The organism is Nocardia sp. NPDC004168, from assembly GCF_040610355.1.
In the GTDB taxonomy this organism is placed as follows: Bacteria; Actinomycetota; Actinomycetes; order Mycobacteriales; family Mycobacteriaceae; genus Nocardia; species Nocardia sichangensis.
Map to the genome: position 1 here is coordinate 349,928 of NZ_JBEXME010000006.1, position 17,388 is coordinate 367,315.

Below are 17,388 nucleotides of genomic sequence, written 5' to 3' on the forward strand. Positions count from 1 at the left end.
CCCGACTGAACGGTCCGTCTGTTCTCTTCACTCTGCCACAGCGGACTACCCGTTCCACGCCGGGCGATACGATCACCGGCTGTGCCGACCGACTTCGACATCCTGGTGATCGGCGCTGGTCAGGCGGGGCTCTCGGCCGGATACCACCTCCAGCGCCTCGGACTGCGTCCCGAGCGGCACTTTCTGCTCGTCGATCGGTCGCCCGGCCCGGGCGGCGCTTGGCAGTTCCGCTGGCCCTCCCTCACCCTGGACACGGTCAACCGTGTGCACGATCTGCCCGGTATGTCGTTCGCCGAGACCTTGCCGCCCGGTTCGTCGTCCGTGCCCGCCGCGACCGCCGTGCCGCACTACTACGAGCTGTACGAGAAACGATTCGACCTGCGCGTGCACCGGCAGGTATCGGTCACCGTGGTCTGCGACCGGACCGAGGAAGGCGCCCCCGCCGAGCGGGGTGCGGTGCTCAACGCGGAGACCGATACGGCGGGCACGATCCGGGTACGCGGCCTGATCAACTGCACCGGCACCTGGGAGCGTCCGTTCGTTCCGCACTACCCCGGGGCGCAGACCTTCGCCGGACGCCAGCTGCACACCCACGACTACCGCACTGCCGAGGAGTTCGCGGGCGAGCACGTCGTGGTGGTGGGCGGCGGCATCTCGGCGGTCCAGCTGCTCGACGAGATCTCCCGTGTCACCACGACGACCTGGGTCACGAGGACACCGCCGCGCTTCCGCGAGAACGCCTTCACCGAAGCGGCCGGCCGCGCCGCGGTAGCAATGGTCGAAGACCGGGTGCGGCGTGGGCTGCCGCCGGGATCGGTGGTCTCGGTCACCGGGCTACCGCTCGATGACCGGCTACGGGCGGCGCGGGCCCGCGGCGCGCTCACCCGCCTGCCGATGTTCGAACGCATCGAGCCCGACGGGGTGCGGTGGGCCGACGGAACCTTTCAGCGAGCGGATGTGATCCTCTGGGCCACCGGCTTCCGCAGCGCGCTGGACCACCTCGCGTCGCTGCGGCTGCGCGGTCCCGGCGGCGGCATCACCATGTCGGGACGGCTGGCCACCCGTGTGGCCGCCGATCCGCGCATCCACCTGATCGGGTACGGACCGTCGGCCAGCACGATCGGGGCCAATCGAGCGGGGCGCGCGGCGGCCCTCGAACTCACCGAATACCTCGGACTGCGCTGACCGGCCCCGGCGATTCCCGCGATCAGTCGATCAGGCCGTAGGTGAACCGGTCCGGGTCCGGACCGATGCGCGCACCGGCATCCAGGCCGTTGATCGCGTCCATCTGCTCCGGCGTCAGCTCGAAACCGAATACGTCGAAGTTCTCGGCGATCCGCGACGGTGTGACCGACTTGGGAATGACGATGTTGCCCAATTGCAGGTGCCAGCGGATGATCACCTGCGCCGGGGTGCGGCCGACCTCGGCGGCCACCGCCGAGATGGTCCTCTCGTCGAGCAAGGTGCCCTGCCCGAGCGGGCTCCACGCCTCGGTGGCGATCGCGTTGCCCGCGTGGTACTCGCGCAGCTCGCGTTGTGCCAGCCTCGGGTGCAGCTCGACCTGGTTCACCACCGGGATCTCACCGGTCTCGGCGATGAGCCGTTGAATGTTCGCGACCGTGAAGTTCGAGACGCCGATCGACCGCACCCGGCCATGCGACTTCAGGGCCTGGAAGGCACGGAAGGTATCCACGAAGCGGTCGGCCTCGGCCACCGGCCAGTGGATGAGGTACAGGTCGAGGTAGTCCAAGCCGAGCCGTTGCAGGCTCGCGTCGAACGCGCGCAGCGTGGAGTCGTAGCCCTGCTCGGCATTCCACAGCTTGGTCGTGACGTAGATCTCATCCCTGGGCAGGCCGGATTCCCTGATCGCACGGCCGGTGCCCTCTTCGTTTCCGTAGATCGCGGCCGTATCGATACTGCGATAGCCGACCTCGAGCGCAGTGGTGACGGCCGAGAAGACGTCCTCGGAGGGCACTTGGAACACGCCGAAGCCGAGCTGCGGGATCACGTTCCCGTCGTTCAGCACGATCGAGGGAACGGTGCTGGTCTCGCTTTTGAAGGTCACATTCCGACGGTAGAAGTGTGGCGGCGAACCGTCAATCACGCACTCGGGTGTGTTGGCTTGTAATTTGCTGGGAACGGGGGCTTGCGGACCGCGGACTTTCCGCGTTCACCGCGGTCAGCTCGTCGAGCCGGGCAACCCGAGCCGCCGGTACCGCGTCTGCCGAGCCGTCGGCAACTCCGATTCCGGACGGGCGCGCAAGGCCGCCAGTTCGTGCGCGATCGCGGCGACCATCCGGCGGGCGAAGTCCACCGGCTCGTCCGCCGCGTCGGGCAATTCCGGCACGATCCGGTCGACCACGCCGTCGGCCAGCAGGTCAGGGGCGCTGATCCGTTGCGCCGCAGCCAATTCCGCAGCATGATCGGTGTCACGGAAGACGATGGCGCTCGCTCCCTCCGGCGGCAGCGGGGCCAGCCACGCATGTGTGGCGGCGAGCACCCGGTCGGCGGGCAGCAGCGCCAGCGCGCCGCCGCCGGTGCCCTGGCCGAGCAGCACCGAGACGGTCGGGGTATCCAACGTCACCAGATCGGCTATGCAGCGAGCGATCTCGGGCGCCAGCCCGCGTTCCTCGGCCTCCTTCGACAGCGCCGCGCCTACGGTGTCGATGACCAGAACCAAAGGCAGCCGCAACTCCTGAGCAAGCGCCATACTGCGCCGCGCCTCGCGCAGCGCCGCCGGACCCATGGTGTTCTCACCCTGCTGTCCTCGCCGATCGTGCCCGAACACCACACACGGCTGCCCACGGAAACGGCCGAGAGCGAGCACGGCGGTGCGATCGGACTCGCCCTGACCGGTGCCGCTGAGCGGAACTCGTTGCGTCACATGACGAAGGAGATCCCGAATGCCGGGACGCTCCGGGCGGCGGGAGATGAGGACCGACCGCCACACCCGATCGTCCGCGGCGCGATCACATTCGACATCGGACTGAATCGACTCTGTCGCAACGTCGTTCGAATGCGGAGCAGATACCGGCCGGTGCGGCTCCGATGCCGCGATCTGCTCGGAACTCCGTCCAGCAGCCGAATCCGGCAATTCGATGCCGCTGAACACACTCAACGCGCGATGGGCGATACGGCGGAAGACCGGAATCGTCAAAACGCCGTCGATTACGCCGCGCCGATACAGGTTCTCCGCGGTCTGCACGCCTTCCGGGAAAGGTCTGCCGTACAGGGCCTGATAGACCCGAGGGCCGAGAAACCCGATGAGCGCCCCGGGTTCGGCGAAAGTGATGTGCCCCAACGAACCCCACGACGCGAAAACGCCGCCCATCGTCGGGTTGCGAAGGTAGACGACGTAGGGGTACCCCGCCGACTTGTGCGCCGCCACCGCACCGGCGATCTTCACCATCTGCACGAAGGCGACGGTGCCCTCCTGCATCCTGGTCCCGCCGGAGGTCGGCGAAGCGACCAACGGCAGCCCGAGTTCGGTGGAGCGCTCGACCGCCGAGACGATCCGCTCCGCCGCCGCGACACCGATCGAGCCGGCCAGAAATCCGAACTCGCAGGCGATCACGGCCACGCGCCGACCACGCAGCAGCCCTTCGCCGGTGAGCACCGATTCGTCGGTGCCCGCCGCGACGGCCGCCTTCCGCAAGGCATCGCGGTACCGCGGAGAAACGGCCACCGTCACCGGCGGCCGGTCCCAGCTGACGAACGAGTCCTTGTCGAGCAGTTGCTCGAGTAACTCTCGCGCCGAAGTACGCACCGGGCGAGCCTATCCGGCCCTACCCAATGCTCCGGCGAGCCGCGCGAGCACTCAGTAGCCCTGCATCACCTTGCGCAGCGCGTACTCCGTGAGCGCGACCAGGGCCTGCTTGGCCGGCTCCCGGCGACGGGCGTCGATGGACATGATCGGCACATCGGCAGGCACGGCGAGCGCCTGCCGGATGTCCTCGATCGGGTAACGCGGCGCGTCGTCGAATTCGTTGAGCGCCACCAGGAACGGTAGGCCGCGCGCTTCGAAGTAGTCGACGGCCGCGAAGCTGTCCTCCAGCCTGCGGGTGTCGACCAGTACGACGGCGCCGATGGCGCCCCGGATCAGGTCGTCCCACATGAACCAGAATCGGTACTGGCCGGGCGTGCCGAACAGGTACAACACGAGATCGTCGGCGAGACTGATCCGGCCGAAGTCCATCGCCACGGTGGTGGTCGATTTCATCGGGATGCCGGTCAGATTGTCGATCCCGGCGCTGGCATTGGTCACCAATGCCTCGGTGCGCAGCGGAACGATCTCCGAGACAGCACCGACCAACGTGGTCTTCCCGACGCCGAAGCCACCCGCGACCACGATCTTCGCCGATGTTGGCTTACTGGTACGAGTGTCGACCTGCGCCGTCGAATCAAATACGCCGGAGTCCACTGAGAACCCTTTCGATCAGCTCGCGACGCTCATCGTCGCTGGAATCGTCTTTCAAAGTCGCCGAAACGCGCACGTGCCCGGCCTCGATCAAATCGGCCACGAGCACACGGGCCACCCCGATAGGGATACCCAATCGGGCTGCTACCTCGGCAACGGACGGCGATTCTCTGCACAACTCCACGATTGACGTCTCGATGTTGGTCAGTTCGAACTGCCGCTCCAGGGCGACCGGATGCGATGCGACGAGAGCCTCCAACGCCAACTCGACCGCGGGCCTGGTGCGGCCTGCGGTCAGCGAGTACGGCCGTACGAGGCTGGGCTCGACGCTTCCCACGCGGTGATCTTCTATGTCCATCCCACCATCAGGAACCCATCGTGACGCGTGGTGTGGCCTGAACAGTCTGGCCAACCCGCTCGACCAACAGAGCCATCTCGTAGCCGACCTGACCGATGTCACACGAAGTGTTGGTCAGCACAGCGAGATAGGAACCGTCGCCGACAGCCATGAGTAGCAGGTAACCGTGCTCCATCTCGACGACGGACTGCAGCACGGTACCGCCCTCGAACAGGTTCGAGACGCCGACTGACAGGCTGGCCAGACCGGCCGTGACGGCCGAGAGCTGTTCGGCGCGGTCGACGGGCAGTTGGGCACTCGCGGCCATGAGTAGGCCGTCAGCCGAGACCAGGACAGCATGGGCTACGCCAGGAACCTCGTTGGCAAAGTTCGAAACCAGCCAATCCAGCTGACGATTCGTACCACCTAGATCGGGGTTCATCGGTCTCCTTTATCTCCGGTTAGGTTCATTGCTCTCATTGCGCGGCCATCCCGGACGCCCTGCTGGTGACGACTCAAGCTGGACCTGATCGTTTCTGGGTCGCGGCGCGGCGCCCGATCCGCCGAACCGCTGACGCCGCCGGGGACAAGCCTTCCGCCCGGATTGCGTTGCGGCAACCCCGCCGCCGTTTTCGTCTCCGGCTGCGCCTCGCTGGCCCGGCGAGCCGCTTGCCAACCCTCGTCACCCGGCGATTCGAAGGAGGCAGCCACCTGGGACCTATCCGTGTTGGGATCCGACAGCCACGCCGACATCATCTCGGCGAAGATCGGCGTTCCGCCCATCGACGCTCCCGACTCGTCCGCGGGCTGCAACCTGGTCTGGAAGAACGACGCCGTCTTGGCCGGGTTGGACCGGAAGCTGTGCTTGCCGGGATCGCGCCCCGGCGAGGCGGCAGGCTGCTCTGGGCTCGCGGCGTGCTGGCCACCGCGATCGCGCTGCGGGAGCGCGATACCCGGCGGCACGGGCTGGCGCTGCGGCGTCTGAGCGCCCGGCTGCCGCTGCGGCAGACCGGTCAGCCCGCTCTCGCGCTGCGGAAGGCTCGACGGCGCTGGCGGACGCTGCGGCAGACCGCTCGCCGTCGCATCTCGTTGCGGCAGACCGTTGCCGACGGCAGGCAGCGCGCCGGAGCCCGGCTCCCGCTGCGTCAAGCCGTTGGCGGACTCACGCTGCGGCAGACGGTGAGCACCGGCATCCCGCTGCGGCAGACCGTTGCCGGGTTCACGCTGCGGCAGACCGGTGGGCGCCGCATCGCGCTGCGGCAGGCTGGGCGTGGGCTGCCGCGATGGCAGGCCGGTAGCACCCGATTCACGCTGCGGCAGGCCGGTAGCGCCCGGCTCACGCGACGGCAGACCCGTCGCGCCCGATTCACGCTGCGGCAGACCGGTAGCACCTGGCTCACGCTGCGGCAGGCCGATGGACGGTTCACGCGACGGCAGGCCGGTAGCACCTGGCTCACGCTGCGGCAGGCCGATGGACGGTTCACGCGACGGCAGGCCGGTGGCGCCCGGTTCACGCGACGGCAGACCCGTGACACCCGGCTCACGCGTCGGCAGACCTCCCGCCGCCGACTCACGCTGCGGCACACCGTTCGAACCCGGCTGCCGCTGCGGTAGGCCGGTGGCGCCCGGTTCACGCGACGGCAGACGCGTCACACCCGGCTCACGCGTCGGCAGACCACCCGCCGCCGACTCACGCTGCGGCAGGCCGCCAGATGCGGACTCACGCTGCGGCAAGCCGCCCAAACCGGAGTCGCGCTGCGACAAGCCACCCAAACCGGAGTCGCGCTGCGACAAACCACCCGCGGCCGATTCCCGCTGCGGCAGACCGCCGGAGGCGGACTCACGCTGGGGTAGACCGCCCAAACCGGATTCCCGCTGCGGCATGCCCTTCGAAGCGTCTCGCGGCGGCACGCCGTTGGTGCCCGGCTGGCGCTGCGGCAGACCGGTGCTCGGCTGCGGCACGCCGTTGGCGCCCGGCTGACGCACCGGTAGCTCGCCCGAGTTCGGCTCACGCGACGGCAGGCCGGTACCGGACGACTCGGCGGGCCCACCGGGCTGGCGCGGCGGCGGACCGCCGGGGCTGAGGTTGCGCTTGGGCAGGCTGGCCGCGGCGAGCTTGCCACGCTGCGGACCACTCGGCGCGGGCTGCCCCGGCGTGGGCCGCAGACTCGTAGCCGACTGCTGGTTCTCCGAGCGCATACCGGACGACGTCATCGCCGAACCCGGCTGCCGCTGCGGCAGTCCACCCGGTCCCGTGGGGATCGGTCCGCTGGACGAAGCGGTGGGCTTGGCGCTCACGGCCGGAATCGGGCCGCTCACCCCGGGATCGACGGTGACCATGACATTGCCCCCAGGAGTCCGCTGGACGGCCCGCATCTGCATGGACGACGGCGCCGACGGACGCTGTGGAGCGGCGGCCTGCGGCGAAGGCTGCGGGGTGACGGGCTGCCCCGCGCTCGGTTTGCCCGCGACGATGAGTCCGACGGGCACGTGCACGGTCACCGTCACGCCCGGATCGCGCGCGGTGTCGAAGGTCGGCCGCAACCGCACGGTGAGACCGTGCCGCTCGGCGAGCCTGCCGACCACGAACAGACCCATGTGCCGGGCCGTGTCCGGCCCCGGCTCGGCGGTCTGCTCCAGACGGCGGTTGATATCGGCCATCTCGGCGGGCGGCATACCGATGCCGCGGTCGGCCACCTCGATGAGCAGTCCCTGATCGTGCGCCTGCGCGAACGTGAACTTGACGTCGGTCTCCGGCGGCGAGGCGCGCAGCGCGTTGTCGAGCAGCTCGGCGAACAGATGCGCGAGGTCGGAGGCGGCGGGTTCCTTCAGCGAACCGCGCGGCGTGGCGCCGAGCTTCACGCGCTCGTAGTCCTCCACCTCGGAGATCGCGGCGCGGAGCACGTCGGCGATCTCGACCGGGGCGGACTTGGCGCGGCGCTGCCTGGTGCCCGCGAGAATCAGCAGGTTGTCACCGTTACGGCGCATACGGGCGGCGAGATGGTCCAGCCGGAACAAGTTCTCCAGCAGGCGCGGGTCCTTCTCGTCGTACTCCATCGCCTCGATGAGCGTGAGCTGATGGTCGACGAGCGACTTCGACCGCCGCGCCAAGGTCTCGAACATGTCGTTGACCTGAGAACGCATCTTCGCCTGGTCACTCGCCAGGCGCAGCGCCTGGCCGTGGATGTCGTCGACCGCGCGGGCGAGCTGACCGATCTCCTCGGTGCTACGCACCGGCATCGGCTCCAGCGGCACCTCTTCCGGCGAGGCGCCGGTGCGGAGCTGGGCGACCTCGTGCGGCAGGTCGCTCTCGGCCACGCGCAGCGCGGCCAACCGCAGCCGGTGCAGCGGGACGATCATCGAGCGGGCCACGAAGACCGCGAGCAGCAGCGCGGCGAGGATGGTCGCGATGACGACCGCGGTATAGGTCCACGCGTCCCGCTGGGCGGTGGTCACCAGCGAGTCCATAGCGGAGTCGATGTCCTTGGTCGCCTTGCCGACGACGTGCTCGTACACCGCGAGGCTGTCGGTCAGCGACTTCTTCAGGTCACCGACCGGAAGCTGGCCCGCCTGCGACTGCGGGCTGGTCAGCAGCGCGATCCTGGTGTCGATGCCCGCGCGCAGGTCGGCGATCGAGGTGTCGCCGTCGGCGAAGCGGTGCGCGAGCACGTTGAGCAGCGCGCGCTCGGTGTTGGAGGCGATGAGGAAGTTCTGGACGCCGGACTGCTGGGCGCGCAGCACCTCGGGGAAGGCGGCGAGCTCACTGACCAGGGTTGCACGGGTGTTGAGCGAGTCGACCAGCCGCAGTTTGGCCGCGTCCACCGCGGTGTCGCTGACCTGGCCGACCGTCGTCTCGACGATCCGGACGCTGTCGCTGCGGACCCGGTCGATCAGCGCGAGGGTGTCCGACGGCGGTCCGGTGGAGACCGACTTGCCCTGGGCGCGCACCCCCTTGGCCTGGGTGAGCATGCTGTCGATGGCCGCGCGCGCGCCCGGTACGCCGTCGAGTTTGCCGACCGCCTTCTCGGCGTTGGCGATCGCCTTGTCCAGGTCCGCCAGGTTCTGGTCGGTCACCACGGACTGGTTGGACCCCAGCGAGATCATCTGCGAGCCCGCTGTGGTGGCGGTCTGCGCGCTGAGCGCGGTGACCGAGGGGATGGCGGCGACGTTGTCCGAGATGTCGGCGAGCCGGTTCGAGTCCGCGAACTCCGACGAGATCCTGGATACGCCGAGGCCGACCGCGACCGCGAGAGGCACGGCGAGGACCGCCGTCACCTTCCAGCGCAGGTCCCAGTTGCCCAGCGCCCAGCGGCTACTGCCGGAGCTAGCGGCGTCACGCATCTCCCACTCACTTTCCAAACTGGCCTCTACCACGCGCCATCAACCGAACCTCCACAATCGCGTGCTTGGCTCGACAGGTGGAGCTGGCCGAGAGCTGCGGCTGGCCGAGAAATTGCGTCTACGACGGCCCAAATAAGTGACATCAGATTCTAACGGATCAATAACTTCTTGGGTGACGGGGCGTGATGTCGCGATCATTGACCTGCCGGTTCCAGGCAAAACCAAAGGTAGCGGCACCCACCCGGGCGTCGCGTGAAGTCTGCCACAATCAACCAGATCTATCGAGGCGGGCATCGAGGCGAGGCTAGGGAGTCACGGGGTTGAACGTGCGGCACGAGTACCGACCGGCCTACCAGACCAGCTTGGTGGATCCAGCCGAGTTCTGGGCCGGCGCGGCCGAAGCGATCGACTGGGACGTGCCGCCGACGCAGATCGTCGACAGCGGCGCCCGCCCGGTAGCCAGGTGGTTCTCCGGCGCCCGGCTCAACACCTCCTTCAACGCGCTCGACCGCCACGTCCACCCCACCACCCCCGACTCGCCGAGCCGCGCCGACCAGCCCGCACTGATATACGACTCGGCTATGACCGACGCCACCGTTGTCTACACCTACGCCGAGCTGCTCGACGAGGTGTCGCGGTTCGCGGGGGCGATGGCGCGGCTGGGCGTCGCCGCGGGCGATCGCGTGGTGATCTACCTGCCGATGATCCCCGAAGCGGTGATCGCGATGCTGGCCTGCGCCCGCATCGGCGCGGTGCACTCGGTGGTGTTCGGCGGCTTCGCGGCCCCGGAGCTGGCCGCGCGCATCGATGACGCCGAGCCGGTGTTGATCATCACAGCGTCCGGTGGCCTGGAACCGGGCAAGCAGATCGAATACCCGCCCATCGTGCTGCACGCGCTGGATCTCGCCGAGACGACCGCGCCGCGCACGGTGATCGTCAAGCAGCGGCCGCAGTTCGACACGATCCACTTTCCCGCGCCGCAGCCCGCCACCGAGTACCTGCCGAGTTCGGCGCAGACCGTGGCCGCGCAGTGGCTCGACTGGGACGATGCCGTCCGCGACGCGCCGCGGGCCGACCCGGTGTCGGTCGCCGCGACCGATCCGCTCTACATCCTCTACACCTCCGGCACCACCGGGAAGCCGAAGGGCGTGGTCCGCGACAACGGCGGGCACGCGGTCGCCCTGGCCTGGTCGATGCGCAACATCTACGACGTCGACGCGGGCCAGGTGATGTGGGCCGCCTCCGACGTGGGCTGGGTGGTCGGGCACTCCTACATCGTCTACGCGCCGCTGTTGGTCGGAGCCACCACGCTGCTGTACGAAGGCAAGCCGGTCGGCACCCCGGACGCGGGCGCGTACTGGCGGGTGGTGGACAAGCACAAGGTCGACGTGCTGTTCACCGCCCCGACCGCGCTACGCGCCATCCGCAAGGCCGACCCCGAGGCCGAGCTGGCCCACCGCCACGACCTGTCCTCCCTGCGCGCGCTGTTCTGCGCGGGCGAACGCCTAGACCCGGCCACCTACGCCTGGGCCGACGAAACCCTGCTCGCGGGCCGCTCGGACTGCCCCGTCGTGGATCACTGGTGGCAGACCGAGACCGGCTGGCCGGTCTGCGCGAACCCGCTCGGCCTGCAGCAGCTGCCGATCAAACCGGGCTCGGCCTCGGTACCGGTGCCCGGCTATCGACTACGCGTGCTCGATTCCTCCGGCAACGCGGTGGCGCCGAACACCGAAGGCAACATCGTCATCGGTCTGCCGCTGCCGCCCGGCACGCTGACCGGCCTCTGGCGGGACGAGGCCCGGTACGAGCGCTCCTATCTCTCCGCGTATCCCGGCCACTACCTCACCGGCGACTCCGGCTACTTCGACGAGGACGGCTACCTGTACGTCCTCGGCCGCAGCGACGACGTGATCAACATGGCCGGGCACCGGCTTTCGGCGGGCAGTATCGAGGCGGCCATCGCGGGGCACGAGGCCGTCGCAGAATGCGCCGTCATCGGGCTGCCCGACGAACTCAAGGGGCACCGGCCGCTGGCGTACGTGGTGCTCAAGTCCGGCGTCGACATCGATCCCGACCGGCTGCGCGACGAACTGATCGAGCGAGTGCGCACCCACGTCGGCGCGATCGCCACGCTGCACGACGCCATCGTCGTGACCGCGCTGCCCAAGACCAGGTCCGGCAAGATCTTGCGCAAGACCATCCGGCAGATCACCTCCGGCGAGACTTTCGAGGTGCCTTCCACCATCGAGGATCCGGCGGTGCTGGTGGCGCTGGAGCAGCAGATCCGCGCGGCGCGTCCCGAATGGCGGGACCCGGCGCACAGCACGGAGAACACCGACGACGTAGTGGCGCCGGACGTGGATCCGGTTGCGCCGTCCTGAGTTTCCGCACCGCCGTTAACGTCCTCAGAGTTTCCTCAGAGGATGTTCATGTCGGTGCCAGCAGTTCGAAATAGCCTCGAGACCGCCCGAAACCCCTCGATGATCTGGAGGCAGAGACATGAAACGTTCCGTAGGCCGCCCCGCCGTCGCCGCCGCGGCAGCAGGTGGAATCGCCACGGTCACGTTGCTACTGAGCCCCGCTATCGCCGCCGCGGGCCCGATGGAATACGCCGAGCCCCTGCTGACCTCGGACTGCTCGTTCGCCCAGGTCGACGCGGCCCTGCACGACAAGGCGCCGCAGCTGGCCGCGATGCTCGACGCGAACCCGAACCAGAAGGCCGAGTTGCAACGCAAGTTCGACCAGCCGGTCGAGCAGCGCAGGGCCGAATTGCGGCGGGCCATCGACGAGAACCCGGACGCGGCGCGCCAGGCGGAGAACGACCCGCGGACCGCGCAGTTGCGCGACACCATCCGCGTCGTGGCGGAGACCTGCCACAACTACTGATCCCGCGGAAACATGGGTGACTCGCCGGGCATTTCCGTATTCCGGCGGGTCATCCCCTGGTTCCGAACGCGAGTCCGCGCGCCGACTCGCACGACCGAAGATTCACGGAGGCGGGGAGCAGAATGGACGACGTGACCTCGACCTCGAACCCGACGGTTCTCGTCGTCGACGACGACGAGGACGTGCTCGCCTCGGTCGAGCGCGGGCTGCGTTTGTCCGGCTTCCAAGTCCTGGTGGCCAGGGACGGCGCACAGGCGTTGCGCAGTGTGAACGAGAACGCGCCCGACGCCATCGTGCTGGACATGAACATGCCGGTGCTCGACGGCGCGGGCGTGGTGACCGCCTTGCGCGCGATGGGCAACGAGGTGCCGATCTGTGTGCTCAGCGCCCGCGCGTCGGTGGACGACCGCATCGCTGGGCTGGAGTCCGGCGCCGACGACTACCTGGTCAAACCATTCGTGCTGAAGGAACTGGTGGTCCGGATCAGGGCGCTGCTGCGCAGGCGGTCGGACGTACCAGCCCCCGCGACCCCGGGAGCGGTCGCCATCGGCCCGCTCGAGGTGGACGTCGCCGGCTACCGCGCGCTGCTGCACGGCCGCGAGATCGAACTCACCAAGCGGGAATTCGAACTGCTGTCGACGCTGGCCAGGAACGTCGGAGTGGTGCTGAGCCGGGAACGTCTGCTGGAACTGGTGTGGGGCTACGACTTCGCCGCCGACACCAATGTGGTGGACGTCTTCGTCGGCTATCTGCGCCGCAAGCTCGAGGTGGACGGCACTCCCCGGTTGCTGCACACGATCCGCGGCGTCGGGTTCGTGCTGCGAGCGCCGAAATGACGGTGCCCGCCGCCGCACCGCCGAAAACCCGTCGGCGCCGATCGTTTTCGCTGCGCACCCGCGTCGCGGGCGCGGCAGCCGCGGGCGCGATCATCATCGTGACGCTGATCAGCCTGATCAGCATCCGCGCCATCGAGCGCAACAACGTGCGGCAATCCGACCAGCAACTCGACGTCGCGGCGCGAATCGTGCTGATCGAGCCGCAGATCGCCGTCCGGTTCATCAGCCTGACCGGCTTGAACAACAACATGGCGGTGACCGTCCGGGACAACGGCGAGGTGGTCGCGAGCACGCCCACGGAACTACCCGAGTTGCCCACCGGCTCCCGCACCGTGCCGGTGGGCGGCACCCCCTACCGGATCCTGACCACCACCGAGAAGCAGCCCGCGGGCCGCGTGGTCGCAATCGGCATACCCGCCGCGGACGCGGCCGAGGCCACCGCCGAGCAGCAACGATGGGTGCTCGGCGGCGCGCTGCTGGCCATCGCCGCCGCCGCCGGGCTCGGCTGGTTGCTCGCGGGCGCTGCGGTGCGCCCGATCGTCCGGCTCACTCGGCAAGTGGGCGCACGCAGCGCGTTTCCCGATCCGAGCAATCCGCAGGCGCCGGTGGAGGGTGCGGGCGTGCACGAGGCGGAGCAATTGGCCGACGCGGTGAACACCATGTTGCAGCGGGTGGACCAGGCGCAGGCGCAGACCGCCGCCGCACTGGAGACCGCCCGCGACTTCGCCGCCGTGTCCGCCCACGAACTGCGCACCCCGCTGACCGCGATGCGCACCGATCTCGAGGTACTGCGCACACTCGACCTGGACGAGTCGCAGCGGTCGGAGATCCTGGGCGACCTGCAACGCAGCCAGGGCCGGGTGGAGAGCACGCTCGCGGCGCTGGAGCGGCTGGCCACCGGCGACCTGACCAATGAGCGCGACCACGTCGCTACCGACGTCGGCGACCTGTGCGACCAAGCCGCGCACGATGCCATGCGGCACTTCCCCGGCCTGGTCGTGCGCATCGATTCCGACGCCGAGCTGGTCACCCGCGGCCTGCCCGCCGGGCTGCGGTTGGCGGTGGACAACGCGCTGGCCAACTCGGTCAAACACGGCGGAGCGACCGAGGCCCTGGTCTCGGCGCACCGTGCGCCCGACGGCCACATCGTGATCTCGATCGATGACAACGGGCGCGGCATCCCGCCGCAGGAGCGCGAGGCCGTCTTCGACCGCTTCTTCCGCGGCAGCCAGGCGAGCAAGGGTGGGTCCGGACTCGGCCTCGCTCTGGTCGCTCAGCAGGCCCAACTCCACGGCGGCCGGGCCTATTTCGACGCGGGTACGCTCGGCGGCATCCGCTTGGTCCTGGACTTACCAGAGCGGTCGGCAACTTAGACAACTCTCAGAGAAACGCCAAGGGGGGCGCCATAACTCGCGTTTAGGGTCTGCGGCGTGATCGGAAAACGCGCCCGCTGGGGCCTTCTCGTCGTCGCCCTCGTCGCAGCTGGAGCGCTCGGCGCCGGGCTCACCGCATGGACCGGGACGGATCGGGGGCCGACGGGGATCGCGCTGGTCAATGCCGATGCCGGGCCGACAGGGGCGCGCGTGGTCAAGGCGTTGCAGGACGCGGGCGGCTACGAATGGACCGCCGCGGCGCCGGGTGAGGCGAACACCGACGACTACGCCGCGGTGATCACGCTGCCCGCCGACCTCACGGCGTCTATGGGCACTTTGGCCGGGCCCGAACCGAAGCGGGCCAAGGTCACCGTGGACACGAACGAACACGCCGACGCCGACTTGGTGCACGGCGCGATGACCGCGGTGACGCACCGGATCGGCGCGGCAGGCGTCGACGCCGCGCTCACCGCCGTCGCACAGGCCAGGTCGCAGATGTCGCAGGTGCAGTTCAGCGCACAGTTGCTCAACGCGGGCGTCGAGGCGGCCGCCGCGGGAGCCGACCAGTTCAGCTCCGGCGCCGATCAGTTGCTCGGCTTCCTGGAGTTCGCGAAATCCGGATCGGCGCAACTCACTTCGGCCATCGCGTTGCTGAACTCCAACGTCGACGGCGCCGCCGCGCAAGCGGGCCGGCTCGCCGCGGCCCTCGACTCGACCGGAATCACGATCGCGCAGGTGGAACGAACGGCGAACACGGTGAGCGGCGGACTCGACCAGATCCTGCCGCTGCTGCGCGCGCTGCCGTTCGCGAGCGACCCGGCACTCGCCGACATCATCGGGAAGCTGGAAGCGCTGCGCGGCGTGTCCGCGCAAGCGGGATCCCAGCTGACCGGCCTCGGCTCGCTCGTCGGCGGCGCGGTCGACCCCGACACCGATCTCGGCACCCTGCTCCGCACCGTCGTCGACCGCCTGACCAGCGCGAGCGCGCAACTGTCCGAAGGCGCGAAACTCGCCGAGGGCTTGCCGCAGCTCGCCGAACAGGGCGGCGCTCAACTGGTCGGCGCCATCGGCCAGCTCACCGGCGGTGTGAGCCAGCTACAGAACATCGTGCGCAACCTGAGCACGCAAACCGACAAGGCGGTGGCCGCGCTGCCGCAACGCAGCAGCACCCAGCAAGCAGCGCTGGCAGCGGCCCTGACCGACCCGGTCGAGATCGTCAGGAAGTAGATACGACGATGGCCCGTCTTCTTCTAAGAAGACGGGCCATACGCGAGCCATAAGAGGGCCGCGAACACGCGGCGCCGCCAGACTAGTTGGCGTTCAGCAGGTCGATCACGAAGACCAGCGTCTTGCCGGACAGGGGGTGACCGCCGCCAGCCCCGCCGTAGGCCAGCTCCGGCGGGATGGTCAGCTGACGACGACCGCCGACCTTCATCCCGGGAATGCCGTCCTGCCAGCCCTGGATCAGGCCGCGCAGCGGGAAGGTGATGGACTCGCCGCGGTTCCACGACGAGTCGAACTCTTCGCCGGATTCGAATTCGACGCCCACGTAGTGCACTTCCACGGTGCCGCCGGGCACGGCTTCTTTGCCCTCGCCCTCGATGATGTCCTTGATCACCAGCTCGGTGGGCGCGGGCCCTGCCTGGAACTCGATCTCCGGTTTGGTCATTCGGCTATCCCCTTCGATAGATGGTGGATGGATTTCGTCAGCGATTGTTGATCTCGCGGTAATCGCGAGCGCCGTAGCCGGTGTAGATCTGCCGGGGACGGCCGATCTTCAGCGGCTCGCTGTGCATTTCGCGCCAGTGCGCGATCCAGCCGGGGAGCCGGCCCATCGCGAACAGCACGGTGAACATGCGGGTCGGGAAGCCCATCGCCTTGTAGATGACGCCGGTGTAGAAATCGACGTTCGGGTACAGGCGGCGCTCGATGAAGTAGTCGTCGGTGAGCGCGGCCTCTTCCAGGGCCTGGGCGATGTCGAACAGCTCGTCGTGGCCGCCGAGCTTGCTCAGGATGGCGTCGGCGTGCTTCTTGGCGATCGAGGCGCGCGGGTCGTAGTTGCGGTAGACGCGGTGACCGAAGCCCATGAGCTTCACCCCGTCTTCCTTGTTCTTGACCTTGCGGATGAACTCCTTGACGTCGCTGCCGCTGGCCTTGATGCCGTCGAGCATCTCCAGCACGGCCTGGTTCGCGCCGCCGTGCAGCGGGCCCCACAGCGCGTTGATGCCGCCGGACACCGAGGTGAACAGGTTGGCGTCGGACGAGCCGACCAGGCGCACGGTCGAAGTGGAGCAGTTCTGCTCGTGGTCGGCGTGCAGGATGAGCAGCATGTCCAGCGCCGCGGCGACCTCGGGGTCCACCTCGTAGGGCTCGGCCGGGAAGCCGAAGGTCATCCGCAGGAAGTTCTCCACCAGGCTCAGCGAGTTGTCCGGGTAGAGGAAGGGCTGGCCGACCGACTTCTTGTACGAGTAGGCCGCGATGGTGGGCAGCTTGGCCAGCAGCCGGATGGTGGACAGCTCGACCTGTTCGGGGTCGCGCGGGTCCAGCGAGTCCTGGTAGTAGGCCGACAGGGCGTTCACCGCCGAGGACAGCACCGGCATGGGGTGCGCGTTGCGCGGGAAGCCGTCGAAGAACCGCTTCAGGTCCTCGTGCAGCAGGGTGTGCCTGCGGATGCGGTCGGTGAAGTCCTCGAGCTGGGCCTGCGTGGGCAGCTCGCCGTAGATCAGCAGGTAGCTGACCTCGATGAAGGTCGAGGCCGCCGCGAGCTGGTCGATCGGGTAGCCGCGGTAGCGCAGGATGCCCGCCTCACCGTCGATGTAGGTGATCGCCGACTTGGTCGGGGCGGTGTTCATGAAGCCCGGGTCGTACGTCACATACCCGGTGCTGGCCAGCAGCTTTCCCAGCTCGATCCCGTCGTTGCCCTCGGCGGCCCTGGTGACCGTCATCGGGAACTCGCCGCCGGGGTAGGAAAGGACCGGCTTGGCGTCGTCGTCGACGTTGATGATGTTCTCAGCGGGCACGGAAGGATCCCTCTCAGGCTAGAACCACAGGCACCGGCGCGGTGGCGCACGATGCGCTTGCCTCAACGCTAGCCGTTGGCCGACGCGGACAATACCGGAGGGTAGTCCTGCGGCGGCTCACAAACACGTCCCGGCGCGGTGAGGTCCGGTGGCTACCGCGAAACGCGGTCGCCAAGCG

At 68.8% G+C, this 17,388-nt stretch carries 14 protein-coding genes; 6 read left to right on the top strand and 8 right to left on the bottom strand.

Translation table 11 applies throughout. The features are described from left to right. Positions 1-81 precede the first annotated feature (81 nt). Positions 82-1,185, top strand: a complete 1,104-nt coding sequence (locus tag ABZW96_RS15235) for an NAD(P)-binding domain-containing protein (RefSeq protein ID WP_355074908.1) — start codon at positions 82-84, stop codon at positions 1,183-1,185. 22 nt (positions 1,186-1,207) lie between these two features. Here the strand turns inward: ABZW96_RS15235 and ABZW96_RS15240 are convergent, their stop codons facing one another. The 6 genes from ABZW96_RS15240 to ABZW96_RS15265 form a co-directional block, all read right to left on the bottom strand. Further along, positions 1,208-2,065, bottom strand: a complete 858-nt coding sequence (locus ABZW96_RS15240; protein ID WP_355074910.1) for an aldo/keto reductase — start codon at positions 2,063-2,065, stop codon at positions 1,208-1,210. Between the two features lie 114 nt (positions 2,066-2,179). Next, on the bottom strand, positions 2,180-3,766 hold the full coding sequence (locus tag ABZW96_RS15245; protein ID WP_355074912.1) for a carboxyl transferase domain-containing protein: 1,587 nt from the start codon (positions 3,764-3,766) through the stop codon (positions 2,180-2,182). 51 nt (positions 3,767-3,817) lie between these two features. Continuing rightward, the gene (locus ABZW96_RS15250) at positions 3,818-4,420 is read right to left on the bottom strand and encodes an ATP/GTP-binding protein (RefSeq protein WP_355074914.1); all 603 of its coding nucleotides are present in this window, start codon (positions 4,418-4,420) and stop codon (positions 3,818-3,820) included. After that, a complete protein-coding gene (locus ABZW96_RS15255; protein WP_039795171.1) occupies positions 4,401-4,775 on the bottom strand; it encodes a DUF742 domain-containing protein in 375 nt (124 codons plus the stop codon). Before ABZW96_RS15255 ends, ABZW96_RS15250 begins: the two co-directional genes overlap by 20 nt. Positions 4,776-4,782: 7 nt before the next feature. Then, positions 4,783-5,196, bottom strand: a complete 414-nt coding sequence (locus ABZW96_RS15260; RefSeq protein WP_011207200.1) for a roadblock/LC7 domain-containing protein — start codon at positions 5,194-5,196, stop codon at positions 4,783-4,785. Beyond that, complete coding sequence (locus ABZW96_RS15265) at positions 5,193-9,095, bottom strand: ATP-binding protein (protein WP_355074917.1); 3,903 nt, start codon at positions 9,093-9,095, stop codon at positions 5,193-5,195. The genes ABZW96_RS15260 and ABZW96_RS15265 overlap by 4 nt, the downstream gene beginning before the upstream one ends. A 320-nt stretch (positions 9,096-9,415) precedes the next feature. Between ABZW96_RS15265 and ABZW96_RS15270 the strand changes: the two genes are divergently transcribed. The 5 genes from ABZW96_RS15270 (at position 9,416) to ABZW96_RS15290 (ending at position 15,417) form a co-directional block, all read left to right on the top strand. Continuing rightward, complete coding sequence (locus ABZW96_RS15270) at positions 9,416-11,476, top strand: AMP-binding protein (protein WP_355074919.1); 2,061 nt, start codon at positions 9,416-9,418, stop codon at positions 11,474-11,476. Between the two features lie 118 nt (positions 11,477-11,594). Continuing rightward, positions 11,595-11,981, top strand: coding sequence for a hemophore-related protein (locus ABZW96_RS15275; RefSeq protein ID WP_355074921.1), 387 nt, complete (start codon positions 11,595-11,597; stop codon positions 11,979-11,981). Positions 11,982-12,103: 122 nt separating this feature from the next. After that, entirely contained in the window at positions 12,104-12,817 is a 714-nt protein-coding gene (locus tag ABZW96_RS15280; protein WP_355074922.1) for a response regulator transcription factor, read from the top strand. Further along, on the top strand, positions 12,814-14,190 hold the full coding sequence (locus tag ABZW96_RS15285; protein WP_355074924.1) for a HAMP domain-containing sensor histidine kinase: 1,377 nt from the start codon (positions 12,814-12,816) through the stop codon (positions 14,188-14,190). The genes ABZW96_RS15280 and ABZW96_RS15285 overlap by 4 nt, the downstream gene beginning before the upstream one ends. 57 nt (positions 14,191-14,247) lie before the next feature. Further along, positions 14,248-15,417, top strand: a complete 1,170-nt coding sequence (locus ABZW96_RS15290; protein WP_355074926.1) for a hypothetical protein — start codon at positions 14,248-14,250, stop codon at positions 15,415-15,417. 82 nt (positions 15,418-15,499) lie between these two features. On the opposite strand, the gene ABZW96_RS15295 is transcribed toward ABZW96_RS15290, so the two are convergent. Beyond that, positions 15,500-15,859 carry an FKBP-type peptidyl-prolyl cis-trans isomerase gene (locus ABZW96_RS15295; RefSeq protein ID WP_355074928.1) on the bottom strand — a complete coding sequence of 120 codons (360 nt, stop codon included), beginning with the start codon at positions 15,857-15,859 and terminating at the stop codon, positions 15,500-15,502. 37 nt (positions 15,860-15,896) lie between these two features. Next, positions 15,897-17,210, bottom strand: a complete 1,314-nt coding sequence (locus tag ABZW96_RS15300) for a citrate synthase (RefSeq protein WP_083880375.1) — start codon at positions 17,208-17,210, stop codon at positions 15,897-15,899. Between the last annotated feature and the right edge of the window lie 178 nt (positions 17,211-17,388).

Bases quoted from the DNA above. Each gene is read 5' to 3' on its own strand.
- ABZW96_RS15260 (WP_011207200.1), bottom strand. From the start codon at position 5,196: ATGAACCCCGATCTAGGTGGTACGAATCGTCAGCTGGATTGGCTGGTT.
- ABZW96_RS15285 (WP_355074924.1), top strand. From the start codon at position 12,814: ATGACGGTGCCCGCCGCCGCACCGCCGAAAACCCGTCGGCGCCGATCG.
- ABZW96_RS15280 (WP_355074922.1), top strand. From the start codon at position 12,104: ATGGACGACGTGACCTCGACCTCGAACCCGACGGTTCTCGTCGTCGAC.
- ABZW96_RS15295 (WP_355074928.1), bottom strand. From the start codon at position 15,859: ATGACCAAACCGGAGATCGAGTTCCAGGCAGGGCCCGCGCCCACCGAG.
- ABZW96_RS15255 (WP_039795171.1), bottom strand. From the start codon at position 4,775: ATGGACATAGAAGATCACCGCGTGGGAAGCGTCGAGCCCAGCCTCGTA.
- ABZW96_RS15265 (WP_355074917.1), bottom strand. From the start codon at position 9,095: ATGCGTGACGCCGCTAGCTCCGGCAGTAGCCGCTGGGCGCTGGGCAAC.
- ABZW96_RS15275 (WP_355074921.1), top strand. From the start codon at position 11,595: ATGAAACGTTCCGTAGGCCGCCCCGCCGTCGCCGCCGCGGCAGCAGGT.